Annotated in this window: 24 protein-coding genes; 14 read left to right on the top strand and 10 right to left on the bottom strand. The window is 61.1% G+C overall.

Translation table 11 applies throughout. The annotated features are described in order from the left end of the window. The first annotated feature begins 301 nt into the window (after nucleotides 1–301). The 4 genes from cysG to cysC all read left to right on the top strand — a co-directional run bounded on the left by cysG (nucleotide 302) and on the right by cysC (nucleotide 5223). A complete protein-coding gene (cysG, locus tag Asbog_RS10605; protein ID WP_062165111.1) occupies nucleotides 302–1717 on the top strand; it encodes a siroheme synthase CysG in 1416 nt (471 codons plus the stop codon). A 93-nt stretch (nucleotides 1718–1810) separates the two neighbouring features. Beyond that, nucleotides 1811–2494 carry a phosphoadenylyl-sulfate reductase gene (locus Asbog_RS10600; protein ID WP_023979511.1) on the top strand — a complete coding sequence of 228 codons (684 nt, stop codon included), beginning with the start codon at nucleotides 1811–1813 and terminating at the stop codon, nucleotides 2492–2494. Nucleotides 2495–2544: 50 nt separating this feature from the next. Then, a complete protein-coding gene (gene cysD, locus Asbog_RS10595; protein ID WP_023979512.1) occupies nucleotides 2545–3339 on the top strand; it encodes a sulfate adenylyltransferase subunit CysD in 795 nt (264 codons plus the stop codon). Between the two features lie 15 nt (nucleotides 3340–3354). Further along, nucleotides 3355–5223 carry an adenylyl-sulfate kinase gene (gene cysC, locus Asbog_RS10590; protein WP_171840688.1) on the top strand — a complete coding sequence of 623 codons (1869 nt, stop codon included), beginning with the start codon at nucleotides 3355–3357 and terminating at the stop codon, nucleotides 5221–5223. A 62-nt stretch (nucleotides 5224–5285) separates the two neighbouring features. On the opposite strand, the gene Asbog_RS10585 is transcribed toward cysC, so the two are convergent. From Asbog_RS10585 to Asbog_RS10575, 3 genes are all read right to left on the bottom strand, one after another. Continuing rightward, nucleotides 5286–6086 (bottom strand): acid phosphatase, encoded by an 801-nt coding sequence (locus Asbog_RS10585; protein ID WP_083510834.1) that lies wholly within the window; start codon nucleotides 6084–6086, stop codon nucleotides 5286–5288. A 122-nt stretch (nucleotides 6087–6208) separates the two neighbouring features. After that, nucleotides 6209–6574, bottom strand: coding sequence for an ArsR/SmtB family transcription factor (locus Asbog_RS10580; protein WP_062165109.1), 366 nt, complete (start codon nucleotides 6572–6574; stop codon nucleotides 6209–6211). Then, nucleotides 6571–7212: a peroxiredoxin gene (locus Asbog_RS10575; protein WP_146926351.1), complete on the bottom strand. Its 642-nt coding sequence runs from the start codon at nucleotides 7210–7212 to the stop codon at nucleotides 6571–6573. Before Asbog_RS10575 ends, Asbog_RS10580 begins: the two co-directional genes overlap by 4 nt. A 163-nt stretch (nucleotides 7213–7375) precedes the next feature. Between Asbog_RS10575 and Asbog_RS10570 the strand changes: the two genes are divergently transcribed. The 4 genes from Asbog_RS10570 to Asbog_RS10555 all read left to right on the top strand — a co-directional run bounded on the left by Asbog_RS10570 (nucleotide 7376) and on the right by Asbog_RS10555 (nucleotide 11412). Further along, nucleotides 7376–8302, top strand: coding sequence for an MBL fold metallo-hydrolase (locus tag Asbog_RS10570; RefSeq protein WP_062165899.1), 927 nt, complete (start codon nucleotides 7376–7378; stop codon nucleotides 8300–8302). A 135-nt stretch (nucleotides 8303–8437) separates the two neighbouring features. After that, the gene (locus Asbog_RS10565; RefSeq protein ID WP_062165107.1) at nucleotides 8438–10039 is read left to right on the top strand and encodes a bifunctional protein tyrosine phosphatase family protein/NAD(P)/FAD-dependent oxidoreductase; all 1602 of its coding nucleotides are present in this window, start codon (nucleotides 8438–8440) and stop codon (nucleotides 10037–10039) included. A gap of 27 nt (nucleotides 10040–10066) precedes the next feature. Beyond that, nucleotides 10067–10849 carry a sulfite exporter TauE/SafE family protein gene (locus Asbog_RS10560; RefSeq protein ID WP_231944560.1) on the top strand — a complete coding sequence of 261 codons (783 nt, stop codon included), beginning with the start codon at nucleotides 10067–10069 and terminating at the stop codon, nucleotides 10847–10849. A 101-nt stretch (nucleotides 10850–10950) separates the two neighbouring features. Then, nucleotides 10951–11412 carry a GAF domain-containing protein gene (locus tag Asbog_RS10555; protein ID WP_062165106.1) on the top strand — a complete coding sequence of 154 codons (462 nt, stop codon included), beginning with the start codon at nucleotides 10951–10953 and terminating at the stop codon, nucleotides 11410–11412. A gap of 304 nt (nucleotides 11413–11716) precedes the next feature. On the opposite strand, the gene Asbog_RS10550 is transcribed toward Asbog_RS10555, so the two are convergent. Then, entirely contained in the window at nucleotides 11717–12514 is a 798-nt protein-coding gene (locus tag Asbog_RS10550; RefSeq protein WP_062165105.1) for a class I SAM-dependent methyltransferase, read from the bottom strand. A gap of 89 nt (nucleotides 12515–12603) precedes the next feature. On the opposite strand from Asbog_RS10550, the gene Asbog_RS10545 reads away from it, so the two are divergent. Continuing rightward, a complete protein-coding gene (locus Asbog_RS10545) occupies nucleotides 12604–13419 on the top strand; it encodes a helix-turn-helix transcriptional regulator (protein WP_062165104.1) in 816 nt (271 codons plus the stop codon). A gap of 149 nt (nucleotides 13420–13568) precedes the next feature. Here Asbog_RS10545 and Asbog_RS10540 read toward each other — a convergent pair whose 3' ends face one another. The 3 genes from Asbog_RS10540 to Asbog_RS10530 form a co-directional block, all read right to left on the bottom strand. Beyond that, entirely contained in the window at nucleotides 13569–14708 is a 1140-nt protein-coding gene (locus Asbog_RS10540) for a purine nucleoside permease (RefSeq protein WP_083510990.1), read from the bottom strand. After that, the gene (locus tag Asbog_RS10535; protein ID WP_062165103.1) at nucleotides 14708–16231 is read right to left on the bottom strand and encodes an adenosine deaminase family protein; all 1524 of its coding nucleotides are present in this window, start codon (nucleotides 16229–16231) and stop codon (nucleotides 14708–14710) included. Before Asbog_RS10535 ends, Asbog_RS10540 begins: the two co-directional genes overlap by 1 nt. A gap of 313 nt (nucleotides 16232–16544) precedes the next feature. Beyond that, nucleotides 16545–16823, bottom strand: coding sequence for an HU family DNA-binding protein (locus tag Asbog_RS10530; protein ID WP_023979527.1), 279 nt, complete (start codon nucleotides 16821–16823; stop codon nucleotides 16545–16547). Nucleotides 16824–17012: 189 nt separating this feature from the next. Between Asbog_RS10530 and xdhA the strand changes: the two genes are divergently transcribed. The 4 genes from xdhA to Asbog_RS10510 all read left to right on the top strand — a co-directional run bounded on the left by xdhA (nucleotide 17013) and on the right by Asbog_RS10510 (nucleotide 22536). Then, entirely contained in the window at nucleotides 17013–18485 is a 1473-nt protein-coding gene (gene xdhA, locus Asbog_RS10525; protein ID WP_062165102.1) for a xanthine dehydrogenase small subunit, read from the top strand. 13 nt (nucleotides 18486–18498) lie between these two features. Continuing rightward, nucleotides 18499–20901, top strand: a complete 2403-nt coding sequence (gene xdhB / locus Asbog_RS10520; RefSeq protein WP_231944713.1) for a xanthine dehydrogenase molybdopterin binding subunit — start codon at nucleotides 18499–18501, stop codon at nucleotides 20899–20901. Continuing rightward, a complete protein-coding gene (gene xdhC / locus Asbog_RS10515) occupies nucleotides 20898–21737 on the top strand; it encodes a xanthine dehydrogenase accessory protein XdhC (RefSeq protein WP_083510989.1) in 840 nt (279 codons plus the stop codon). The genes xdhB and xdhC overlap by 4 nt, the downstream gene beginning before the upstream one ends. A 130-nt stretch (nucleotides 21738–21867) precedes the next feature. Next, complete coding sequence (locus Asbog_RS10510; RefSeq protein WP_062165101.1) at nucleotides 21868–22536, top strand: HAD family hydrolase; 669 nt, start codon at nucleotides 21868–21870, stop codon at nucleotides 22534–22536. 104 nt (nucleotides 22537–22640) lie between these two features. Here Asbog_RS10510 and Asbog_RS10505 read toward each other — a convergent pair whose 3' ends face one another. From Asbog_RS10505 to Asbog_RS10495, 3 genes are read right to left on the bottom strand one after another with little or no spacing between them, the layout of a single operon-like run. Beyond that, on the bottom strand, nucleotides 22641–22838 hold the full coding sequence (locus tag Asbog_RS10505) for a hypothetical protein (RefSeq protein WP_062165100.1): 198 nt from the start codon (nucleotides 22836–22838) through the stop codon (nucleotides 22641–22643). A 5-nt stretch (nucleotides 22839–22843) separates the two neighbouring features. Further along, entirely contained in the window at nucleotides 22844–24706 is a 1863-nt protein-coding gene (feoB, locus tag Asbog_RS10500; RefSeq protein ID WP_062165099.1) for a ferrous iron transporter B, read from the bottom strand. Between the two features lie 6 nt (nucleotides 24707–24712). Further along, the gene (locus Asbog_RS10495; RefSeq protein ID WP_023979534.1) at nucleotides 24713–24952 is read right to left on the bottom strand and encodes a FeoA family protein; all 240 of its coding nucleotides are present in this window, start codon (nucleotides 24950–24952) and stop codon (nucleotides 24713–24715) included. A 95-nt stretch (nucleotides 24953–25047) separates the two neighbouring features. Between Asbog_RS10495 and Asbog_RS14570 the strand changes: the two genes are divergently transcribed. Next, complete coding sequence (locus tag Asbog_RS14570) at nucleotides 25048–25209, top strand: hypothetical protein (RefSeq protein WP_171840687.1); 162 nt, start codon at nucleotides 25048–25050, stop codon at nucleotides 25207–25209. The last annotated feature ends 56 nt before the right edge of the window (nucleotides 25210–25265 follow it).

Below are 25265 nucleotides of genomic sequence, written 5' to 3'. Positions count from 1 at the left end.
CTTCTCTGGACGGTCCGGCCCGTGACTGTCGGGGCGGACATGATCTGGCGGCTCGCTGAACACATTATCGTTTCGAGCCGCTCATATGCTGGGCATGGTATCAGGGATGCTCAGACTGCCCAGCCGACATTTTCGTGTGGTTTCTTTCAGCCATCCTTTGCCTGCACCGTCGTCACATCACGGGAGGGGATGACAGGGGCGTATGTCCGGAGAGTTTTCAAGTGCCCTTGCCCAGGCAAGTGAGCGGGGCTGTGTCGCCGCCGATCTTGGCGCGGCGCATAGGGCACGCCATACAGGAGGAATGACCAAGGAAGCGACCTATCTCCCTATCGCCCTGCGCCTCGATGATGGCCGCGCTCTCGTAATCGGGGGCGGGCAGGTGGCCGCTAACAAGCTGCGCCTGCTTTTGGGGCGCTGTGATGATATCGCCCAGATCGGTCCGGTTCATGACATCGAAATCCGCCAGGCGATCGACAGCGGCCACGTCACCCATCTCGGCGAGGCACTCGACGCACATCGTATCAGCGCGTTGCTGGGGGAGATGCGCATTGTTTTCGCGGCCACCGAGGATGCTGCGTTCAATCGCGTCATTGCGGCACAGGCGCGCGAACAGGGGGTGAATATCTGCGTCGTTGACGATCCTGAGCCATCCACTTTCATCACCCCTGCCATTATTGACCGGACCCCGGTCCAGATTGCGATCTCGACCAATGGCGCAGCGCCCGTACTGGCCCGGCGCCTGCGCACCCAGATTGAGGCGCTGCTTCCCGATGGGCTCTCGCGTCTCGCGCGCTTCATGCAGGCGCAGCGCACTTGGATACGCCGTGCCCAGCCGGACACCATGATCCGGCGACGGGCATGGGAGGATTTTGTCGATGGCACGGGTGCCGAGCAGGCTTTGCGGGGAGAGGATGAGGCTGCAAGAGCCAGTCTCGAACGCAGCCTAGGTGGCGTGCCGAGAGAAGGCGAGGTCTGGCTGGTCGGTGCCGGGCCGGGTGATCCGGACCTTCTCACGCTGGCGGCCCTGCGCCTGATGCAGAATGCCGACACCGTCCTGTATGACCAGTTGATTCCAACCGCAATCATGGACCGCGTACGGCGTGACGCAGAGCGTGTGTTCGTTGGAAAGAAGCGCAGCCACCACACCTTGCCGCAGGAAGGGATCAATGACGAGTTGATACGCCGCGCCAAAGCGGGTGAACGCGTTCTGCGCCTGAAGGGAGGCGATCCGTTCATTTTCGGGCGTGGTGGTGAGGAAATGGAGGCGCTGGTGGATGCGGGTGTCACTGTACGCGTCATCCCCGGCATCACGGCAGCCAGTGGTTGTGGCGCGGCGGCAGGCATCCCACTGACGCATCGGGACTGCGCACAGAGCTGTGTGTTTGTCACCGGTCACGCCCGCGCCGATGGCACGCTCAATCTGGATTGGCCGAGTCTGGCCAAGAAAGGGCAGACACTCGCCATCTATATGGGGCTCGCGCCGATGGCAGATCTCTGCGCCCAGCTTCAGGCCCATGGCCTGCCCGCCGACTGGCCCGCCGCTGTAATCGAGCATGGCACGCGTCATGATCAGCGCGTGCATGTGGCAACGCTTGCGACGCTGCCTGCGTTGGTTATCGAGCGCAATGTGGCAAGCCCGGCGCTCACCCTTGTGGGGGAGGTGGTGAACCACCGCCGCTCGGGGCGTTGGGAAACAATTCACCATAAAGAAGCGTGAGTTCGTAGTTTACCCATTGCACGGTGTTGTCTGAGGTATTATGTCGAGCGTGATGGCGCAATAAGCGATTTTTCAGTGTGGATTTAACCGATCATGGCCCTGACCCAGACCGAACGGCAGATCCTTGAAACGACCGGCGAGGAAGCAATCCTGGAGCGCTCCATGGAGGTGCTTTCAGGGCGTATGGCGCTTGTCTCGTCCTTTGGGGCCGAATCCGCGCTGCTTCTTGCTCTGGTTGCCGATATCGACCGCGATTTTCCGATATTCTTTCTCGATACCAAGCGCCATTTCCCCGAGACGCTGAGCTATCGTGATGCCCTGATCGATCACCTTGGACTGACCGGGGTTGTGAATATCGCGCCCTCGGCCAAGGCGCTGCATGATCGTGATCCACAGGACATGCTGGCCGATTTCGACCCGGATGCCTGCTGCGCCTTGCGCAAGGTCGAGCCTATGGATGACGCATTGAACGATTTCGATGCGTGGATAACCGGGCGCAAACGCGGTCAGGCAGCGACACGCGCCTCGATGGCCGTCTTCGAGCCGCTTGCGGACGGGCGAGCTAAGATCAATCCGCTTGCCTCCTGGACGCGCGAGCGCATCGCAAGCGAAATGACCCGGCGTGACTTGCCGCGTCACCCCCTGACGGCCCTCGGTTTCAAATCCATCGGCTGTGCGCCCTGCACACGGGCCGTGGCCGAAGGTGAGGACCCCAGAGCCGGACGCTGGGCCGGCCAGACCAAAACCGAATGCGGCATTCACCTGCCAGCGCGATAACGGAGCATAAAATGAGTTTGGCGTCCCCCACCCTCGCCACGCCGCGTGCCATGGACGATCTCGATCAGCTTGAGGCGCAGAGCATCTTCATTCTGCGTGAGGCCTATCGCAAGCTGCGTCCGCTCTCCCTGCTCTGGTCTCTGGGCAAGGACAGCAATGTCATGGTCTGGCTGGCACGCAAGGCGTTCATGGGCCGCGTGCCGTTTCCGGTCATGCATGTCGATACGGGCAAGAAATTCCCTGAGATGTATGCCTTTCGCGAGGAATACACCAAGAAGTGGAACCTCGACCTGATGCTTGGCGATTGCCCGCCGGTTGAGGAAATCGATCCGTCCCTGCCGCCTGCGGCGCGTTCTGCAGCGCGCAAGACCGCCGGTCTGGCCAGCCTGATTGAAAAGCACAAGCTGCGCGGGGTCATTGCCGGCATCCGCCGTGACGAGCAGGCAACCCGCGCCAAGGAGCGCGTGTTCAGCCCGCGTGGGGCGGGTCATCGCTGGGATGTACGCAATCAGCCGCCGGAATTCTGGGACCAGTACGCCACCCCTTATGAGGACGGGATGCATATCCGTGTGCATCCGCTGCTGTCGTGGCGCGAAATCGATATCTGGCGCTACATCGAGCGCGAAAACATCCCGCTGGTCGATCTGTATTTCGCGAAGAACGGCAAGCGTTACCGCTCGCTGGGTGACCAGGACATCACGAGCCCCATCGACAGCAATGCCTCGACTCTCGCCGAGGTGATTGCCGAGCTTGAAAACAGCAAGACATCCGAGCGTGCTGGTCGCGCGATGGATCATGAATCAGAAGACGCGTTCGAGCGTCTGCGTGTTGCGGGTTATCTCTGAGCCATGGGCGAAATCATGAAAAACAACGACCTCCCAGCCTCGCTGCGCGCAGCTGCCACGCCGATCGTTATTGTTGGCCATGTCGATCACGGCAAGTCGACGCTTATTGGCCGTCTGCTTTACGACACGGACAGCCTGCAGGACGGAAAGCTCGCTCAGATTGTTGAGAGCAGCCGCAAGCGCGGCCTTACTGTCGAATGGAGCTTCCTTCTCGACTCGCTTCAGATCGAGCGCGATCAGGGCGTAACTGTCGATTCCACCCGTATTCCTTTCCATCTGGGCGGGCGCGAGTTCGTTATTGTCGATGCGCCCGGCCATCGCCAGTTTCTGCGTAACATGATCACTGGTGCCGCTGACGCCGAAGCCGCCGTCCTTGTGGTAGACGCGCTTGAGGGCGCTCAGGAGCAGACGCGTCGTCACGCGATGCTTCTGCGCCTGATCGGCATCCGTCATGTGATCGTGCTGCTCAACAAATCCGATCTGCTGGATTTCGATCAGGCGAAGATCGCCCAGGCCGAAGCCGATGTGCGCGACTTGCTGGGTCGTCTCGAAATCACAGTCGAGGCCTTCGTACCGGCCTCCGCTCGTGATGGCGACAACATTGCCAGCCGCTCGGAGCGCGCGCCCTGGTACACGGGGCCGACGCTGGTTGAGGCTCTGGCCGCCGTACCGGCACCGGCCTCACGCCTGGCTCTCGATTTCCGTATGCCTGTGCAGGATGTCTATCGCTTCGACGATGTGCGTTATGTCGCCGGGCGGATCGAACGCGGTGTCATACGCGCAGGCGATCGCATCATGATCGGCTCACAGGGGCAGCAGGCCACAGTTGCAGAAATCTGCCGCTGGCATGCGCCGGAAAATCCTGTCGCGGGAGCAGGTGAATCCATCGCGTTGCGTCTGGAGCCCGATCTGGTGCCGGATCGTGGGGATCTGCTTTATCCGGCGCAGGAAAATGGGGCGGCACCGATCCGCACAGCGCGCCTACGCACGCGTCTTTTCTGGCTGCGTGGTGAGCCCCTGCGTGTGGGTGAAAGCTTTACCCTGCGTCTGGCCACAGCCGAACATGATGTGACGGTCGCCTCGATCGATGCCGTCGTGAACCTTGATGATCTCACGCTGTCGCCCGGTGACGAGGTGCCGCCGGATGGGTTTGCCGAGATCACCCTTGTGGCCTCTCATGCCATCCTGTTCGACCCGTTCTCGCCAGGTTACAGCGATGGGCGTGGTGTGCTGGTGGATCGCTTCCAGCGCATCGTGGGCGGTGCGCCACTGCTTGGGGCTGCTGAACTGCCGGACGGTGCCCATGCCATCCACCCGACAGCCAGCAAGGTAACTGCCGCGCAGCGCCAGTCTTTGCATGGTCACAAGGGCGCTGTGTTCTGGCTGACTGGCCTGCCGGGTTCGGGCAAGAGCACAATTGCCCGGGCGGTCGAGACCGATCTGGTCGCAGCTGGAATTCGTACAACAGTGCTCGATGGCGACACGCTGCGCGCCGGTCTGTGCAGCGATCTCGGATTCTCGCCAGAAGATCGACGCGAGAATATCCGTCGCGCAGCCCATGTGGCGCGTATTCTGGCAGAGAGTGGGCAGGCCGTGATCGTGGCTCTTGTCTCCCCTCTGATCGAGGACCGTGCGCTTGCGGCGCAGATCGTGGGCGAAGGTTTCCACGAGATCCATGTGGATACGGCGGTGGAAATCTGTGAATCCCGTGACCCGAAAGGACTCTATGCTGCCGCGAGAGCCGGGAAGATTGCAGATTTCACGGGCGTCAGCGCGCCTTATGAAACACCGGCTAACCCGGCAATGCGCCTTGAAACGCTCGGGGCCTTGGACGGAACGGTGCAGGGTTTCGCGTCCTTCGTGCGCGGTGTGATCATCGCGTGAAGAGCGGATCAGGCGATTTTTCGGGTCGCCTGATCTTTTCTTTCATCCAGAAGGCGGTTCGCTCAATCATCTGTAAACGGTGAGTGGGCGGCCGCTTCAGCTTCCAGAGCGCAGCGTGCCTCGTCCGGGCGGGTTTTCTCCGCCTGCATGGCAAGGAGCTCTTCACGGGCCTTTGGCATCAGGGCCCGAATGGCCGGATTTTCAAGAGTGGTAACGGCAAAGGCCCCGGCCGCCTGATAGCCTGCGGCAACATCCGACGCCCAATGCACCCCGCATATGATGCGGCTTTCTCCAATCACACGACCACGTTGTAGCAGTTCTGCGCTGCGTTCCGGCAGAAGTGCGGAGAGGACAAGCGCGGTGGAATAGCCGGCGATGGTATGACCCGACGGGTAAGACGGGCTTTTCGCCAGTCTCTCATCACGCGCAACGCAAATGGGCGCATCATTGCCGATAAAGGGACGCTTGCGCTTCCAGTAATGCTTTTCTTCCGACGTTCTGCCGCTTTCGGCCTTGGCCATCATGTCGAGGATGCGCGCCAGAGTCGGGGCCTGGGCGATGTCGATCGTAAAGCCTGCCGCACAGGAAAAGCCCTTGAGGAAGGGGGCAGGGCGCAAATCGGCGTCGCTCTGCGCGAGTGCCCAGCGTGGCGAGCCCATGAGCGCGCGTGTACGAGCGAAAATGCGGTCATCATCACCTTGCGAAGCCAGCCCGGCCGATGGCGGGGTTGCAAGGGCCAGACGCTCATCCGGCAAATGGGCGGTATCGAGAGGCTGGGTGGGTGCTGTGGTGCACGAAGCGAGAAGGCAGAGCAGAAAACCGCTCCGGACAAAGGAATTCCGACCGGATTTGGGAGGGGTCATGTCGAGCCTGTTCGTTTCATATGGGATACGAATGGCTGTTATCAGTATTGGAAGATTCGCGAAACTGTCTCAGCAGGCAGGATGTGCCGTGACACACGCCTGCAACGTCATCAGAGGGGCATTCAAGGCAAAATCGACGCGAAATGAGCCCCATAGCGCGGCGGTTCGGCGGTAGCCGGAGCAAGTGATGATGATTCCCGGTCATCGAGCAGTCCAAGGATGGTTGTGGTCCGAATACGCTCTGCGGGTGAGGCAAAATCATAGATCACCTCGCGGGCAGCGCGACTGGAGACAATTATACCAGCACGCCGTAACTCTCCGAGCTGTTGTGACAGGGCAGGTTGACCGATGCCGGTACGGGCCTCGATTTCAGCCACGGTAAATGGAGCATCGATCAGGACCGAGAGGATCGATAGGCGCTGTCCCTGCCCATAAAGGCGGAGACGCTCGACGAGCCGCATCATATGCTGATCGTTCAGGGGCGTCATTGCGAATCATCCGCCTGAAGGCAGTGGAACCAGGGCTGTTCGTGCTGGGTGTTGATTTCTTCCACGGTGAGCGATGGGGGGCGGAAGATAGCACCACCAGGCTGCCAGCTCTCCGGTGTTAGGGCGTCGCCACGCGCGGCACGTTGCAGGGCCGACACCGTGCGAAGAATTTCGTTTACCGAGCGGCCCACACAAAGAGGATAAACCAGGATGGCCTGTATCCGTCCCTCAGGGTCGATGATGTAGGTCGAGCGCACTGTGCTGCTGTCCTGAGCTGTGGAGTCGAGCATGCCGTAGGCTCGCGCAACGGCCATGGAGGGATCCTCCACCACCGGGAAGCCGATTTCGGTACCGAGATCGCGCCCGATGGCGTTGATCCAGGCCAGATGGGACGAGAGCGAGTCGACGGAAAGGCCGATCAACTGACAGCCGAGTTGATCGAATTGTGGCTGGGCCTTTGCAAAGGCGACGAACTCACTGGTGCAGACCGGCGTGAAATCGGCGGGGTGCGAAAAAAGCACAACCCATCGTCCCCTGAAATCACTGAGTGTGAGGGGGCCCAATGTCGTGCGGGCGCGGAAATTTGGGGCGAGGGTACCGAGACGCAGGGGTGTCTGTGCCTGTTCTTGCATCATCATTCATCTCCTGCGTCGTTAATCGGCATCGGTGCCGACCGATTCACGATTTAACGTTGGGTGCCTGTGTTGTCCTTGACGGGAGCAACTATCACAATTACATAAATCGAGAAATATCATATTCAGTAAATATGTAATTCACGATCAGTTCAGCGGAGCGCGCATGATGGATGACGCAACGATTGCCCAAGCAGCCAGTCAGATCGAGGCCACCAGAGCGGGCCAGTCGCCGTGCCCGGTGGTGCGCAGCTTCTTCGACGAAACAACTTTCACGGCCTCGCACGTCGTGCACGACCCCCGTACCCGCGAAGCGGCGATTATCGACAGCGTGCTCGATTATGACCCCGCTTCCGGTCGTACCGGGTCATCAAGCGCTCAGGCCATTCTTGAGTATATCCGCGCTAAGTCCCTGACCGTGACCTGGCAGCTCGAGACTCACGCTCACGCCGATCACCTGTCTGCAGCGCCGTGGCTGCAGGAGCAGCTGGGAGGCAAGCTCGCCATAGGTGCCGAGATCACCCATGTTCAGGAGGTGTTCGGCAAGATCTTCAATGCCGGTACGCGCTTTGCACGAGATGGCTCGCAGTTCGATCATCTGTTCCGTGATGGCGAGCGTTTCAGGATTGGTGAAATCGAGGCGATTGCGCTGCATGTGCCGGGTCACACCCCAGCCGATATGGCGTTCGTCATCGGTGACTGTGCCTTTATCGGTGATACGCTCTTCATGCCCGATTTCGGAACAGCCCGCGCGGATTTCCCCGGTGGCGATGCGAGGCAGCTCTATCGCTCCATCCGTCGCCTGCTTTCCCTGCCGCGTGAGACGCGTCTCTTCCTGTGTCACGATTACAAGGCGCCCGGGCGTGACTGGTTTGCCTGGGAAACCACCATTGGAGCACAGCGCGACAGCAACCTTCACGTGCATGACGGTGTGAGCGAGGACGAATTCGTCGAGATGCGCACGAAACGTGATGCGACTTTAAGCCTGCCCAATCTCATTATGCCCTCGGTCCAGATCAACATGCGCGGGGGGCGACTGCCGGAGCCGGAAGAGAACGGTACGCGTTATATCAAGATACCGCTCGACAAGCTTTGAGAGGACGCTGTGCGGTATCCAGCCTGAATGGCCTGCACAGCATCTTGCTGACCCCCGCCCGTTACAGAACGCAGCATCCAGCCGGTGCGCATTGACCCGGCCCGCAATACAGCCCGAGAAGAGAGAGGCAAGCTCATGTCCCTTCGTTTCCTGACGGCCCATTTCGCCGTATCGCCCCAGATCAGGGTGGAAGATCTGCCCGCGCTCAAGGAGCAGGGCTTCAGCGGCATTATCTGCACCCGTCCCGATGGTGAAGAAAAGGATCAGCCCGGCGTGGCCGATCTGGGTGTGGCGGCGGAAAAATGCGGGCTGGCTTTTGCCTATATCCCGGTGCGTATGGGGGCTACGCCCGATGCGCATAGTGTTTCGGTCATGCGCCAGACCCTTGCCGAGATGACCGGGCCTGACAATACGGGCAAGGTTCTGGCCTATTGCCGCTCTGGCCGACGTGCGGCTGATCTTTATGAGCTGGCTTCGACCCAGAAGGAAGAAAAGCCCGCTGGCGCGCAGCGTTTCGATGTTGTTGTGGTCGGTGGCGGCGCGGGTGGTCTCGCCTGCGCAGCAAGCCTGTTGCGTCGTCGGCCCGGGTTGCTGGTCGCTGTCGTGGAACCCTCGACCGAGCATTACTATCAGCCGGGCTGGACCCTTGTGGGTGGGGGTGTCTTCACGGCGCAGCAGACGCGTCGTTCTGAGGTCGGGCTTATCCCGGCGCGCGCCAACTGGATCCGCCAGGCTGTCACGGCCTTCCTGCCGGAGCAGAACCGCATCGAGCTGGGTGATGGGACCCAGATTGCCTATGAGGCGCTTGTTGTGGCGACCGGGCTCAAACTCGACTGGGCTGCTATTCCTGGGCTGGCCGAGACACTGGGCAAGAATGGCGTCACGTCAAACTATCGCTACGATCTCGCCCCCTATACCTGGGAACTGGTGAGCAAGCTCGAAGAGGGCAAGGCGCTGTTCACCCAGCCGCCCATGCCGATCAAATGTGCAGGGGCGCCACAAAAGGCCATGTATCTCGCCTGCGATGCCTGGCGTCGTCGTGGGGTGCTGGGTCGCGTGCAGGTCGAATTCGATACAGCGACGCCCAGCCTGTTCGGTGTGGCCGATTTCGTGCCGGCCCTGATGGATTACATCAAGGGCTACAGCATTGACCTCAACCTCAAGTCACGGCTGGTGGCGGTCGATGGCGAGCGCAAGATTGCAACCTTCGAGCGTGTTACGGAGGCCGGTACGGCGCGTGTCGAACGCGCATTCGACATGCTGCATGTCGTGCCCCCCCAGACCGCGCCCGATGTCATTCGTTCCTCGCCGCTCGCTGGCGCTGATGGTTTTGTGTCGGTCCATCCGGATACGATGCAGCACACGCAATATGCGAATGTCTTCGCTGTGGGTGACGTGGCCGGCACAAGCAATGCCAAGACGGCTGCCGCTGCACGCAAGCAGGCACCTGTGGTGGTCGAGAACTTGATTGCCCAGCTTTCCGGGCGCAAGCCGGATGCCGTGTATGACGGTTACGGCGGCTGTCCGCTGACGGTTGAGCGCGGCAAGATTGTGCTGGCCGAGTTCGGCTATGGCGGCAAGCTGCTTCCGACCCTGCCGGGCTGGCTGCTGGACGGCAAGAAGCCCACACGCCTGGCCTGGTTTCTCAAGGAACAGATCATGCCGCGTCTGTACTGGGATTTCATGCTGAAGGGACGCGAGTTTCTGGTGCGACCCGCCCGCAAGACCGAGGGCTGATCTCGAGCAATGCTGTTGACCCCGTTCATGCCTGACGCGTTCATGTCTGCCTCGTCTGTCCCGGCTCTGGCATGCGGGAGTCTGGTTGGTCTGGTTCTGGGCCTTATCGGCGGCGGCGGGTCCATTCTGGCTGTCCCGCTGCTGATCTATGTTGTGGGGGTGCGTAACCCCCATATCGCGATTGGCACGAGCGCTTTTGCTGTCGCGATCAACGCGCTGGCAGGTCTGCTCAGCCATGCGCGTGAGCACACGGTCAAATGGCGCTGCGCCGGTTTCTTCGCGCCTGCCGGGATGCTTGGCGCGGCGCTTGGGGCCCAGCTCGGCAAGGCGATGGATGGACAGCGACTTCTGTTGCTGTTTGCCGGTCTCATGGTGCTTGTCGGGATCGCGATGATCCGTGGCCGTCATGACGAGGGCATACCGGGGGCGGCGTGTAATCGTGACAATGTCTGGAAGGTTGGGCTGTTTGGCCTGTGCACAGGCGGGCTGTCCGGATTTTTCGGTATTGGTGGCGGGTTCCTGATCGTGCCGGCACTGATGGCGGCAACGCATATGCCTGTCCTCAATGCCGTGGGCACCTCACTTGTGGCTGTTGCGGCTTTTGGTGTGACGACGTCTGCCAGCTATGCGCTTTCGGGCCTTGTGGACTGGCCTTTAGCCCTGTGGTTCATCATGGGGGGCGTTGTCGGATGCCTGGTGGGGACGAAACTGGCCAGCCGTCTCGGTAAAGGGTCCGGTGCCACGTTGAAACTTCTGTTCGCTGGCCTCATCTTTCTCGTGGCGGCCTATATCGCCTATCGCACACTCTGAAAGCGCAGGGATTTTGTTCTATGTGCGCCTTCAGAGGGTCTCGCCCCTACCCTGAGGCGCCATGCGGCGTCTTCGAAATATACCCGGAAAGATGAACTCCCATGAGCGCGCCTGACAGCAGACTGACGCAAGACGATATCCTATCGGCAGTGGAGGGGCTGGTAGCGGCCGAAAGCGACATGATCGCGAATATGGCCAATATCGCAGCGGTTCTCTTTGAGGCACTCCCGCGCATCAACTGGGCAGGGTTCTATCTGCTGCGCGAGGGCGAACTGGTTCTGGGGCCGTTTCAAGGGCGGGTAGCCTGTACCCGCATTGCGCTGGGGCGCGGGGTATGTGGCAAGGCTGCCAGCGAACGCAGTATCCAGCGTATCGATGATGTCCACAGTTTCCCCGGCCATATTGCATGCGATGCGGCATCAGCGTCGGAAATCGTTCTGCCTCTGGTCAGAAACGGTGAATTGCTGGGCGTACTCGACATCGACAGCCCCGAGCAGGCGCGTTTTGGCGATGCGGAGCAGGCTGTGTTGGAGCGCGTTGTTACCCTCCTGCTCGAAGCCTGAGGCGAGATCGCGCGCGGCCTGATCGTGAGGGAAAGGTCATGTGCGCAGTCCGGCAGGGGCATTGCTGAGGGCAAAAAGAAGGGATGAGAGCTTTTCTGTGGGTGTAACCCTCGACCCTACCCTGCCAAGAGAGTCAACGCCGATGGTATGCCTCTCAAATCTATAGGGGGGCAGCCCCGTCGTCGCCGCGCCGCTCAGCTGAGGCCATATGAGCGCGGCTGCGGCGGCATTGCATTCTCCTGTTGATTGGACGTTTCCTGCGCCTCCATTCGGATCGCGTGTCACGAAATAATCGCTATGCGGCTCAGTCGCTCGGACGGTTCCAGACGACAATCGAAATCGGAAAGCTGAAAACAATGCCGCCTTCTGTCTGGCGTGGCATCATGTCCGATCTGTTCTCACCGCTCGCAATCTCCTGCATGAAAAAGGACGCGAGAGCCTCGCGATCTTCTTCGGCAACCTGATCGTTCAGGCGGGATTCCAGACGGTATCGGATGGTCTCCACATGGAGCAAGCCCGCCTCATCACCCAATGCCACGATCTGACTGAGCGTAAGAGCCGTTGTGTGCGAGGGGTCACGCAGCTTCTCGGCATGATCGTATTGGCTCTGGCAGGCTGGAGCGGGTGTCGCATCGATGACGACAATCCGACCGCCGGGACGACAGACACGGATCATTTCTGCAAGGCAGGCCTGCGGTGTTTCCATGTGATGGAAGCTGTAACGCGTCACCACCAGATCGAATTGTGCGTCCTCAAAAGGCAGCGCCATCGCGTTCCCGATCTGGAAAGAGGCTTTGACGCCCAGCCGATCGGCACGTGCGCTCGCCTGTGCGATCATCGCGGGGGTCAGATCCAACCCGGTCACCTCGGCCCCAGCCTCTGCCAGCGCGCAGCTAACGATGCCGGGACCACAGGCCACATCCAACGCCTTCACGGCTGGGCCGGGCGCACAGGCCTTCATGGTCTGGGCCATGCTCTCCGCCTCGGCATGAATGGGCAGGTCAGCGAAAGGGGCTGCCCATTGGGTGAATTGCCGTATGACGGTGGCATTGTGCGGGTCAGGGGCGTCAGTCGGGCGTGCAGATGCTGGTAATACAGACATGGTGGTTTCCTCTCCTTGCCTGGCAGGATAGGAAGATCGCTAATGGCCGACTAACGTCCTTCGGCCAGAAAATGACGGGAACCGGCCAAATGAAAATCCTGAGCAGCACAGAGACCACGGCTGTTCTGGTCGAAGCAGGCCTCGACAGGCCGCAGCAGAAATCCTTTGCATTGCGGCAATCCACCGATGCGATTTTCTATGACTGGCATGAGCATTCTTATCACCAGATCATCTGCGCCCGTGCCGGTACCACGCAGATAGAGGGGTCAGACGGGCGCTATCTCCTGCCTGCCGCGCACGCCTTGTGGATTCCTGCCGGGACGCGCCATCGCACCATGATCCGCAATCATGACGGCATGTCCTTCTTTCTTGCGCCGGACGATACGCAGACTGCGGTCGAGGCAATGACGACATTTCCTCTGACACCGATCTTGACCGAGATGATGTTCTACGCGTTGCGCTGGCCGGATGGACCACAATCCGCCGATGCGCTCGCGCAGAGCTTCTTCAATACCCTCGCGCTGCTTTGTCATGAGCGGATCAAGGCAGCGCCTGCCGCCGGGCTCGCCTTGCCCATGCCACGGCACCCACGACTGATACGGGCTATCGATGCGGCATTGCTTGACCCGGCATCGGCCACGATGACCCGGATTTGCGCCTGTGCTGCCATGTCCGAGCGCAGTTTCCGCCGCCATTTTCAGGCTGAAACCGGGATGGGCTGGCAAAGCTGGATAACCCAGGCGCGCCTGTTTCATGCGGCCCTGCAACTGGGACAGGGGCAGCGTGTGACCGATGTTGCAGCAGAGTGCGGCTATGCGTCATTGAGCGCCTTCGCCAAGGCCTTCAATCAACGTTTCGGTCTGACTCCTGCACGGTTCAGGGCACATGCGATGCAAGAACGCTAGGCAGGATTGCTCAACGGCGCGAAGGTAATCCCACCCGGTCCTACTGAAATAGGTTTTCTGCAGGCGTTTCCGAAGGACGACGACCCTCCGGTGGTGCGTGGGGGAAACTCATGGTCACGGCCCCGCCTGAACCCTGACCGGACCGGACTCTAATGTGCCGCGTCCGGTGGTGTGCTCTCGTAGCGGTCCCAGTGCGTGGCGAGGTCGCGCACCACAATGCTGCCAATCTGATAGGCTGCGTTCACCGACGGGATGAAGGCCGAGTAGCCTTTCTCATTGGCTTCGTCCGAGAGAAGCTGCGCGGCCGTCTGGCCCGGTGGGGGCATGTCGAAATTGCTGGCAGTGCGCAGGATGAGCGCGCGTTCGGGATCGACGCGCCCAGCCTTCGCCTGAAGGGCGAGTGCCTGACAGAAGGCCACGTCTTCCTCGGCGGTAGTCGCCATCACACCCTGATTATCGGTCCAGTAGCGCACCCAGCGCTCGGCCCAGCGATTCATCAGCTTGCCCACCCAGAAGGTCTCGCCCGAAATGGTATCACCCAGCATGACAGAAGGCGGCTTTTGCGCTGCGGCATAGCCATGATAGCGGGCGCGGCTCTGCTTCATGCCCTCGCTGTCGGGCAGGGAAACGGAACGGGTCAACTCATAGGCCCAGCGGGTAAGGCCGGGATTGAGGGTGTAGAGCATATCGCCCGAGAGGGAATGCAGGGGTGGGCGTGGTGTCTCGTCGGGGCGACTGCCCTGTACCGGCGTGAAGCCGTCAGGCCAGTCCTTGGGAGTTTCACGCGGGTCGATCAGATGGGAGAGCCCGCCATTGATGACGCGGGGTGCCCAGACGGCGGAGCCGATCGTACCAAAATTGGGATCGATCCCCGCGATGCCAGCCAGCACGAAATAGCTGTGGCGCAGGTCGAAGCGTGGGTCGAGCAGCAGCGCCGTCATGGCAGAGGCCATATGTTCGGGGCCTTCGCCAGAAGCGATGGCAAGCACCTGCAACTCCGGGTTGTAATGCATGACCTCATGGTCAGTGCCCGGGGCGGGAAGCGTCTGGCTGAGCGGGAATTTCTCGATCCAGTTCTGATATTCGCCCGGTGTGTCGCCCGTGTCCTTGCCGATTTCAAAGGTCGTCACAACCACAACGCGCACAGGGATGGTGGCGGCAGAGGCATGACCCGTGGCCGGTGCCGTCGGCCCGGCAGCATGGGCGGGAGCTGCGGCCAGGCCCGCGGGAACACTGCACAGGAGGAGGGAGAGGGCGAGGTGGTGGCGAAGGCCTTTGGGGCGTGTCATCATAGGAAAAGGGGCTCGTGGCTGACGGTGTTTTCGAAGGCTGCGAAGTTCTGTTCGAGCTGAAGCTGAAGGCGCGCCTTGGGGCTTTTCTTCAGGAAATCGGCGCAGGCAAAGCTCTGCGGAGCCTTGCACAGGGTGATGACGTGATCTCCGTCCCATAGGCTGGTGCCGGGTATGAAGGCATAGGTCAGGCTGTTGCGCGAGATGGTCTTGAGGTCGGCATAGGTCAGGGGGGCGGTTGAAAGGGCCCTGACATAGGCCTCTGTGAGATTGCTGCGGGACACGCCCTCATCATCGGTTGAGAGCACGACCGGCACATGGGCGCGTCGATACAGCCCCATCGGATGGGCGGCACCGCTCACCCCGAGGATCTGGTCATTGCTGGTCAGGTTGATTTCCACCGCGACGCGGCGCTGGGCCATTTCACCCAGCAGGCGAACAGCGTCTTTTTCCCATGTGATGTCCACGCCATGGCCGATACGGTCTGCGCCAGCAATCTCGACAGCATCACGAATATGGCTCTGCAGCCCGGTGACAGGCACCAGTGCGGGGGTGAGTTCGCCAGCATGAAGACTCAGGCGCACATCGGGATAGAGCGCGCCAAGTTTTGCGAACATCTGCATGTGCAGGGCGTAGTCGGCCATTGCTACGGCATCGTCTTCAGGGGCGACGAAGTTCAGGCCGACAAAGCGCGGGTCTTCATGGGCAAGGGCATAACCCGCATCGAGCTGCGCAAACACCTCGGGAGGGGTCATGGTCCTGATGGCCTGAAACAGATAGCGCACCGTCACAGCACACCCCGGATGGGCAGCAGGCGTATCGCATTGCAGGATGTCGCGCGCCTGATGCTCCATCTCATCCGTCTCATGGCGCGCTTCGGCCACGAGGCGGGGGCGCTCATCATGAAGCGCCTCATGGGCGGCATCGAGGTCGAGGTCGTGCAGGGGATGCTGGTCGCCGGCTTTCACCATGCTGCCCAGTGCGGGTGAGATCATCAGTTCCAGATAGACCACATGATCGGCTGCAGCCTGATCGCGCGCCTGTGCAAGCATGGCGCCCTGATGGGCCGAAAGCACCGGGGCAAAGCGCCCGAAAGTCGAGAAAAAGTGATCGTGCCCGGAGCGGTCTGCTGGCGTGGGAACGAAATCATGCATCGAAAGAGAATCGATCATGAGCTCGCGCGCGTCCTGTCGGGTGCGAAGCTGGGAAGCGGGCATATCGCCCGGCGTGGCCAGACGGCACTTTGTGGGCAGGATTCGTCCCTGCGCCAGAGAGACGCATAGGCCGTCCTGACCGGCCCAGTCGAGGAAGCTTTCAGCCGGAATGGCGCCAGCCAGATGATTGTGCAGATCGCCCCCCTTGGGAAAGCCGCGCAGAAACACGGTCAGGCGCGCTGGGTCATTACGTAGATGATCGAAAATGCGCGAGGTTGCCTGCGTGTCGGCTGTCTCGGCATGGGCAGAGGCAGACGAAAAGACGAGCGGAACGGCAAGGGCGAAAGCGGGCAGGATGCGGGGCAACATGCCGCGAAACGTGACGAAACCTTTTGGGTTTTGCAAGCACGCGAATACGCAGGATATCGCTTTTATCGGCATGACGGCGGCACGAGGCTGAGGGAGCCACCCGATACGTCTTCGCAGAAATTGCCTGAAATCAGGAATGTCTGCGCGGGATCAGTCGGTTGGCAGCAGGCTGTGCTGGAACTGAACCGGAACAGGGCCCGGACAGAAGCCGGGAGGCACCCTGCCTGCTGCACGGGGCAGGAGAGGCAGGAGATACCTGCGTACCGGGCCGGGTGGCGTCGAGACGCTACCCGGCCAGGTACGATAGAGCGGCTTACTTGCCGGCCAGAGCGTCCTTGACGTTCTTGGCGGGGGAGTAGCTGAGCTTCTTGGAAGCTGCGATCTCGATCGTCTCGCCGGTCTTGGGGTTACGGCCCTGACGTGCTGCGGTCGAACGGACCTGGAACTTGCCGAAGCCCGGGATGGACACTTCGTCGCCCTTGGTGGCGGCTTCGATGATGCTGGCCCAGACGGTGTCGAGGGCGGTCTTGGCGTCGGCCTTGGTGCCACCGGTGGCAGCGGCGATGCGGTCGATCAGATCAGTGGACTTCATAGTGATCCTCTTGCGTTTGAAATGGCCGTGGAGCCTTAGGCGCAGTTCGATGAGAGAACAAGGCAGGAAATGCAATATTCCTGATTGTTCTCTGCCGTCGAATCTTCCAATCATACAAGAGTTTCCGGAAATGGCGAAGGGGCCGCCCTCGTTCAATCAACCAGTTTCCACCTTAGAGGGGGGTAATCCATGCGTCAGACGATACGCTTCTATCTCGGGGAACGGCTCGTCAGCCTGTGTGATATTGCCCCCGACACAACCTTGCTTGACTGGTTGCGCCATGAGGGGCGTACCGGCACGAAGGAAGGATGCAACGAGGGCGATTGCGGGGCCTGCATGGTGATCGTGGCGCGGCTGCGTCAGGGCAGGCTTGCGGTGAAGGCCGTCAATGCCTGCATCCAGCTGCTGCCCATGCTGGACGGTGCCGCTGTTTTCACAATCGAGGATATCGGGACACCGGGAGCACTCCACCCCGTGCAGGAGGCCATGGTAGCGCTCAACGGCGCCCAGTGCGGCTTCTGCACACCGGGTTTTGTGATGTCGATGGTGGCGTATCGTCAGGCCGAAGGCGCATCGGATGACGATGCCGCGATCGATGCAGCGCTTTCGGGCAATCTGTGTCGCTGCACGGGTTACGCGCCCATCGTCAAGGCAATGAAACAGGCGCTTCTGGCTCCTCCTGCCGCCTTCGAGCAGAGGGTGGCAGAGATGACCGAGCGCCTCCACGCGTTGGCAGACGGTCAGGATGTGCTGATCGAGCATGAGGGCAGCAGTCTTTTTGTGCCTGCTACGGCGGAATCCCTGGCGCTACGGCTGATCTCGTTCCCGGATACCGTGATCGTGGCCGGGGCGACGGATGTGGGGCTCTGGGTGACCAAAGCCATGCGCCCTCTGCCGCGCGTCGCGTTCATCGGGCAATGCGCGGATCTGTTGCGTCTGGAGACGGGCGCCCAAGGCCCCTATGCCAAGGGCCTTTATGTCGGCGCCGCCGTCACCTACGAGGAGGCGCGCGAGGCGCTCGCGCGGATTCTCCCCGATTTCGGCGTGCTGATTGGTCGAATCGGCTCCACACCGATCCGGAACAGTGCGACGCTTTGCGGCAATATTGCCAATGGTTCACCGATTGGCGATGGCCCACCCGCGCTGATTGCCGCCGGGGCAATCCTGCATCTGCGTTGCGGCCTTGAGAGACGGGATATGCCGCTTGAGGCGTTCTTTCTGGCCTATGGCAAGCAGGACCGCCGACCGGGCGAGTTTGTCGAGGGTGTGAGCGTACCAGCACCGCTGCCGGGAACCTTCTATCGCAGCTACAAGATCTCCAAACGCTTCGATCAGGATATCTCTGCGGTTCTGGGCGCGTTTGCGCTGCGCTGCGACGCAAAGGGGCGTGTAATCGATGTGCGACTGGCTTTTGGTGGCATGGCGGCTACACCATGCCGCGCCCATCACGCCGAAAAGGCCCTGATGGGTGCCCTGTGGAACGAGGACGCTCTGGAAGCCGCCCGCGAGGCCCTGTCGCTGGATTTCAAACCGCTGAGCGATATGCGCGCCAGTGCCTGGTATCGCCAGACGGTCGCTGCCAATCTGCTGACGCGGTTTTTCGAAGAGAGCCGGGGTGAGACTATGCGTCTCGCCAAGGCAGGGAGCCTGGCCCATGTCTGATGTTCAGGGTCTCATGGACACGCCAATCGCCGGGTCAGGCAGACATTCTGCCGCCGAGGGCGCAGGCCCGGGTTCGATGAAGCACGAAAGCGCCATTCTGCATGTGACCGGGCAGGCACAGTATATCGACGACCTCTCCGAGCCCAAGGGGCTGCTGCATGTCGTGGCGGGGCTAAGCGAAAAAGCCCATGCCCGTCTTGTGTCGGTCGATCTGTCAGCGGTGCGGGATTATCCGGGTGTGGTGCGCGTCATAACGGCGGCAGACATTCCGGGAGACAATCAGACCAGCCCGGTTCACGCCAATGACGAGCCCTTGCTGGCGGTGGATCTGGTCCAGCATGTTGGTCAGCCCATCTTTGCCGTGGTGGCGACCGATCGTGCCATTGCGCGCCGTGCCGTGCGTCTGGCGCGTATCGACTATGATGAACTGCCAGCACTGCTCGATATCGACGCTGCGCGGGCCAATGGAAGCCCTCTGGTCTGGCGCCCGCTGACGATGGAGCGCGGTGCCGTTGGTCCCGCTCTGGAAAGCGCACCGCGCAGGCTGAGTGGCTGCGTAACGATTGGCGGGCAGGAGCATTTCTATCTGGAGGGGCAGGTGGCTCTGGCCCAGCCGGGTGAGGCCGGCGAGATGCGGGTCTGGTCCTCCACCCAGCATCCCTCTGAAACACAGCATCTCGTGGCAAGTGTTCTGGGCCGCCCTCACCATCTGGTCACGACTGAAATCCGCCGGATGGGGGGCGGGTTTGGTGGTAAGGAGTCTCAGGCCAATGGATGCGCCTGCCTGGCTGCGCTTGCGGCAGAGCTGACCGGCCAGGCGGCCAAGATGCGCCTTGATCGTGATGATGACATGATGATCACGGGCAAGCGTCACGATTTTCAGGTGCGATACGATGTCGGCTTTACCAGCCAGGGTGATATTCTTGCCGTGGATATGGAACTGGCGGCCCGTTGTGGCTGGTCAGCTGATCTCTCAGGGCCGGTGACGGACCGCGCCCTGTTTCACGCTGATAACGCCTATTATTACCCCGATGTGCGTTTCCGCTCACAGGCGCTCAAGACCAACACGCAGTCCAATACGGCTTTTCGCGGGTTTGGCGGCCCGCAGGGCATCGTTGCTGCCGAGCGTGTGATTGAGGAAATTGCGTTTGCCACCGGGCAGGACCCGCTCGATATCCGTCTGCGCAATGTCTATGGCACTGGTGAGCGCAATCTGACGCCCTATCACATGGTCGTCGAGGACTCGATCAGCGATCTTGTCATGACGCAGCTGGCAGAGCGCTGCGATTATCGTCATCGCAAGGTAGCCCTCAGAGCGTTCAATGCAACCAGCCGCATGCTGCGCAAGGGGATCGCCCTGGTGCCAGTGAAGTTCGGCATCTCGTTTACGGCAACGCATTACAATCAGGCGGGTGCTCTGGTTCATGTCTATACCGACGGGTCGGTGCAGGTGAATCACGGTGGGACGGAAATGGGGCAGGGTCTGCACACCAAGATGGTGCAGATCGTCATGCAGGAATTTGCCCTGCCTGCTGACTCAGTGCGCATTACCGCCACGACGACCGGCAAGGTGCCCAATACCTCAGCCACGGCGGCATCATCTGGCGCAGATCTGAACGGTATGGCGGTGCTCGATGCCGTGAGCCAGATCAAGGGGCGCATGATCGCTTTTGCTGCTGACAAATGGCAGGTTGCGCCCGAGACAATTTCTTTCACGCCCGAGGGTGTCTGCAGCGGGGACGAGTGTGTCAGCTTTCGTGATCTGGTGTGGCAGGTCTATTTTGCCCGTATCTCGCTGTCAGCCAGCGGGTTTTACAAGACGCCCAAAATCTCCTGGGATGCCGCAACGGGGCGTGGGCGCCCATTCTACTATTTTGCCTATGGTGCGGCCTGCGCTGAAGTCACGCTCGACCTGCTGACAGGTGAGAACACGATAGACCGTGTGGATATTCTTCATGACGCGGGGCAATCCCTCAATCCGGCCATTGATATCGGCCAGATCGAGGGGGCTTTCGTTCAGGGCGCGGGATGGCTCACCACGGAAGAACTCGTCTGGGACGAGAAGGGCCGCCTGCGCACCCATGCGCCAAGCACCTATAAAATTCCAGCCTGCTCGGACCGACCGCATATCTTCAACGTGATGCTGTTGGAAGATGCCCCCAACCGTGAGGAAACGATCTACCGCTCGAAGGCCGTGGGCGAGCCTCCTCTGGTCCATGGCGTTGCAGTTTTGCATGCGCTGTCCGATGCGATTGCCAGCCTGGGCGACTACCGGCGTTGTCCGGGGCTGGATGCACCCGCGACACCCGAGCGGCTGTTGCGCACCATCATGGCCATGAAGTCATCTGTCGCCCAATCGTCCGATACCCGGCCGTCATCTGCTGCCGTGGGCGCTCCGACGGGAGAGAGCGTCTGATCGACCTTGACCTGATCCGGCGCTGGCAACGCGAGGCGGTTGCCGTGCTCCGGATCCTCGTGGCCGACGCTGCGGGCTCGACCCCGCGTGAGGCCGGGGCGTTCATGCTGGTGTCTCACAACGCCCAGACGGGCACGATCGGTGGTGGAACGCTGGAATGGGAATGCCTTGCCCAGGCACGCCGGATTCTAAGCGGTGCCGCCCTTGCGCAGGAGTATCGCTATCGTCTCGGACCCGAGGCCGATCAATGCTGTGGCGGGGCCGTGACGATACGCTACGAACCGGTTTTCGATCTCGATCATGAATTGTCCTGCCTCGAGGCGGAACAGGCTTCATGGCCTGTGGTAAGCGTGTTTGGTGCAGGGCATGTTGGCCGCGCCCTGGCCCAAGCGCTTTCCCCCCTGCCTCTGGCCTTGCGCTGGATTGATTCACGAGCCGATGAATTCGGGCTCGTGCCCGAGGGTGTGACAATGAGCGTGACGCAGGATTGGGAGGCCGAACTCGCCTTGCTGCGCCCCGGTGATGGTGTGGTGATCATGACACCCAGCCATACGTTGGATGCACTTATCACGGCTGCTGCCCTCGATCGTGGCGATCTGGCCTATGTCGGCCTGATTGGCTCGCGCACCAAGCGACGGCGGTTCGAGGCCGGATTTCGTGCGCTGGGGATGGCACAGCACAGGATTGATGCGCTGGTCTGCCCTATCGGGCATCATGACGGCCCATACAGGATCCGTGACAAGCGTCCTTCGGTCATCGCTGCCCTCGTTGCGGCGGAGTTGATCGTTAAACTCGTTCATGGCGGCCAGGCGAGCAATGGGTGTGGTTCAACATAAGCAACGGAATGGCGGGAGGCCGACCATTGCCAGCCCACTGGCCCGACGCGCTGTGATCAGCCATCTGGCAACATCTGCGCGGCCTGGCCCGTTGAACACGCATCAGTAACTTGTATCCAAGGAGACATTCATGACCGGCCCTGGCCCCATACGCGGCGTGTTATTCGATATGGACGGGCTTTTGCTCGATAGCGAAACCCTGTCTCTCGATGCCTTTACTCTCGGCGCGCGTGATCTGGGCTATGACATGGATCATGAATTTGCGCGCCAGATGATCGGCCTGCCCGGTGATGCCTGTGCCCAGCTGGTGATTGACAGCTTTGGCCCCGATATCGATCTGGCTGCATTGTTCAGGAGGCAGAATATCCGTCTGCATGAACTGGTTCAGGCGGGGAAGCTCGTGCTGAAAAAAGGCGTGCTTCCGTTGCTGGAAATGCTCGATGCCCGCCAGCTGCCTCGTGCCATTGCCACATCCTCAGGGCGTGAGCGTACCGAGGCGCATCTGCGTCATGTGGGGATCTATGACCGGTTCGATGCCATCATCACGCGGGACGATGTGACCCGCGGCAAGCCGGACCCGGAGCCCTATCTGCGCGCTGCTGAGGCGATCGGGGTCGAGCCCGCCTATTGTCTGGCGCTCGAGGATTCCCACAATGGCGCCCGCGCGGCCCATGCCGCCGGGGTTAGGGTCATTGTGGTGCCTGACCTGATGGTCCCGAATGAGGAGATCACGGAGAAGGCCCATGCGATCATGAATGATCTTCATGAGGTGTGCGACTTCATCGATCGCGCAGGCTGATTCTTCGCAGTTGAGGGGGGCGGGCGAGGGATACTTACCTGTCCCTTGTCTGCCGTATTCGATTGAAGCTTGTCAGGGGGAGCGCGTTGCGCCCTCAGCCGCTTCTAGTGACAGCCACCGCCCTTGCAGCCGGAGCATCCCCCGCAGGACTTGCCTTCCTTAGGCGTCGGGGCACCCGCCGCGTGAGAGACATGCAGGCCAAGCGCGGTTTTGATGCGGCGCGCATGGGCAGGAAACAGCCGGTTCAGCCAGAACACCACGGCGACCACGATAACGGCGATGACGATGAGAGGCTGGATCATGGGCCTTATCCGCTAAGGGCGACAGTCACATGATAGGTAAGAAATGACGCGAGATAAGCAAGGCCGAAAAGATAGGCCGCAGCACCGGCGACGACTTTCCATGAACGCGTCTCACGCCGCATGACAGCTAGGGTGGAGATGCATTGCGGGGCATAGACATACCATGCCAGCAGCGAAAATGCCGTGGCCATGCTCCAATGAGCGCTGAGCAATGGCAGCAGGGCACTTGCTGCACTGTCTTCATTGGCACCCAGCGCATAGACGGTGGCCAGCGCACTCACCGCGACCTCGCGCGCAGCAAGGCCGGGTATGAGCGAGACGCAGATCTGCCAGTTGAAACCGAGCGGGGCGAAAATCGGCAGCATCCAGTGCCCGATATGGCCAGCGAGGCTGTAATCGATTGCGGCCCCTGTGGCATTGGCGGGCGGGGCTGGGAAACTTGAGAGCGCCCAGAGAAGCACGTTCAGGGAGACAATGATCGTGCCCACGCGGGAGAGGAACATGACCGCGCGCTGCCACAGGCCCAGGGCCACGCTTTTCAGATTGGGCGAGCGATAGGGGGGCAGCTCGAGCATCAACGGATGCTCATCGGACGCCACACCGCGTGTCATGAGACGCGCGGCAACAATGCCGCTGAGAATGGCCACAAGGTAGAGCGCAAACAGCACGAGGCCCTGAAGCCCGAGAAAGCCAAGAACCGTTCGATGCGGCACGAAAGCGCCGATCAGAAGTGTGTAGACCGGCAGGCGCGCTGAACAGGTCATGAGAGGTGCGATCAGGATTGTCACCAGACGGTCGCGCGGGTTCTGTATCGTACGCGCCGCCATGATGCCCGGAATGGCACAGGCGAAGCTGGAAAGCAGCGGAATGAAAGAGCGTCCACTCAACCCGGCCAGAGCCATTACGCGGTCGAGCAGGAAAGCGGCTCTTGGCAGATAGCCTGTCTCCTCCAGGGTCAGGATCCAGAGGAACAGGATCAGGATCTGAGGGAGAAAAACGATGACGGTTCCTGCTCCGGCGAAAATGCCATCCGCCAGAAGGCTGCGCAAAAGCCCGGGTGGCAGGGGTGAGACCACCATCTGCCCCAGAGAGGCGATGCCGGCTTCCAGTGCATCCATGAGCGGCTGTGCCCAGGCAAAGACCGTCTGAAACATGAAAAACAGCACGACCAGCAGAATGATCGGCCCCCAGACGGGGTGCAGGAACCAGCGGTCGAGCCTGTCAGCCAGCCGGTCGCCACGCAAACTCCCTTCATTGGTGTAGCGGGCGATAAGCTCGCCCGCCCGGGCATGCAGGTCGACCTCTTTGCCGGGTGGGGGCGGGGTCAGGGTCTCGGTCTGATCCAGTGCCGCAAGAAGATGGCTCACACCGCTCTTGCGCAGGCTGATGGTCGGGATGATGGGCAGATCGAGCGCTGCGGCGAGGCCCGGCACGTCGATTTTGAGCCCGAGACGCTCGGCCTCATCCATCATGTTGAGCACGACCAGCATGGGGCGGCCCAGCTGCATGAGTTCGAGCAGAAAGCGCAGATGCAGCCGCAGATTGCTGGCTGAGACGACGCAGATGATCAGGTCAGGCTGTTTTTCGGAAGGGTGGCGACCCATGCAGACATCGCGCGTGACATCCTCATCCGGGCTGGTGGCGCTCAGGCTGTAGGCGCCCGGCAGATCGAGCAGGCGTACTGACCGGCCATTGGGCGTCGTGAAATACCCTTCCTTGCGCTCGACCGTGACCCCTGCGTAATTCGCGACCTTCTGTTTGCTGCCGGTCAGCTGGTTGAACAGCGAGGTCTTGCCGCAATTGGGATTACCGACGAGGGCGGCACGCAACGGAAGGGTCTCCGTTACGGTCGAGGTCACGGCATCCATCAGGGATCAGTGATCGCGCTTGAGCGAGACGCGTGCAGCTTCGCCACGACGCAGGGCGAAGCAGGTGGAACCAAGACGAACGGCAATGGGGTCATGGCCGACCGGCCCGGTCGCGACGATCTCGACAGGTGCGCCCGGAATGAAGCCAAGCTCCCCAAGGCGCAGGGCGATCGGGTCATTCTCCGTACGGGAAACGACCTGACTGATCACCGCGTGGGCGCCTTTGGGAAGGGAGTCGAGAGTCATGGGTCAATACACCTGTAATCTGGGGCGAGACGCCCTGAGAACGCTTCTCAATTGCCTAGATAGTCCTTCATGTTTTCTTAGGGAAGGGGGAAGGGGTGAAATCCTTTGATTACGAGCGTGACCTCAGCCTCTGTCCCGGCAATGACATGACGTGCGGCGTTGATGGCTCTGACGAGTGCCGCACGGGCTTGCGGGCTGTTTCGCCAGCAAGTGCTACCAAGCTGATGGGCTATAGTGTGGCAGAGCTCATCCGCTGAGGCGAGCGCGAGTGCAGAAAAACTTGTTATTCCGGCGTCCTCGAGGCGCCGTATTA

The organism is Asaia bogorensis NBRC 16594 (assembly GCF_001547995.1).
Classification (GTDB): domain Bacteria; phylum Pseudomonadota; class Alphaproteobacteria; order Acetobacterales; family Acetobacteraceae; genus Asaia; species Asaia bogorensis.
The sequence above is the reverse complement of the archived record's forward strand: the minus strand, read 5'-3'. Positions and strand labels throughout refer to the sequence as shown.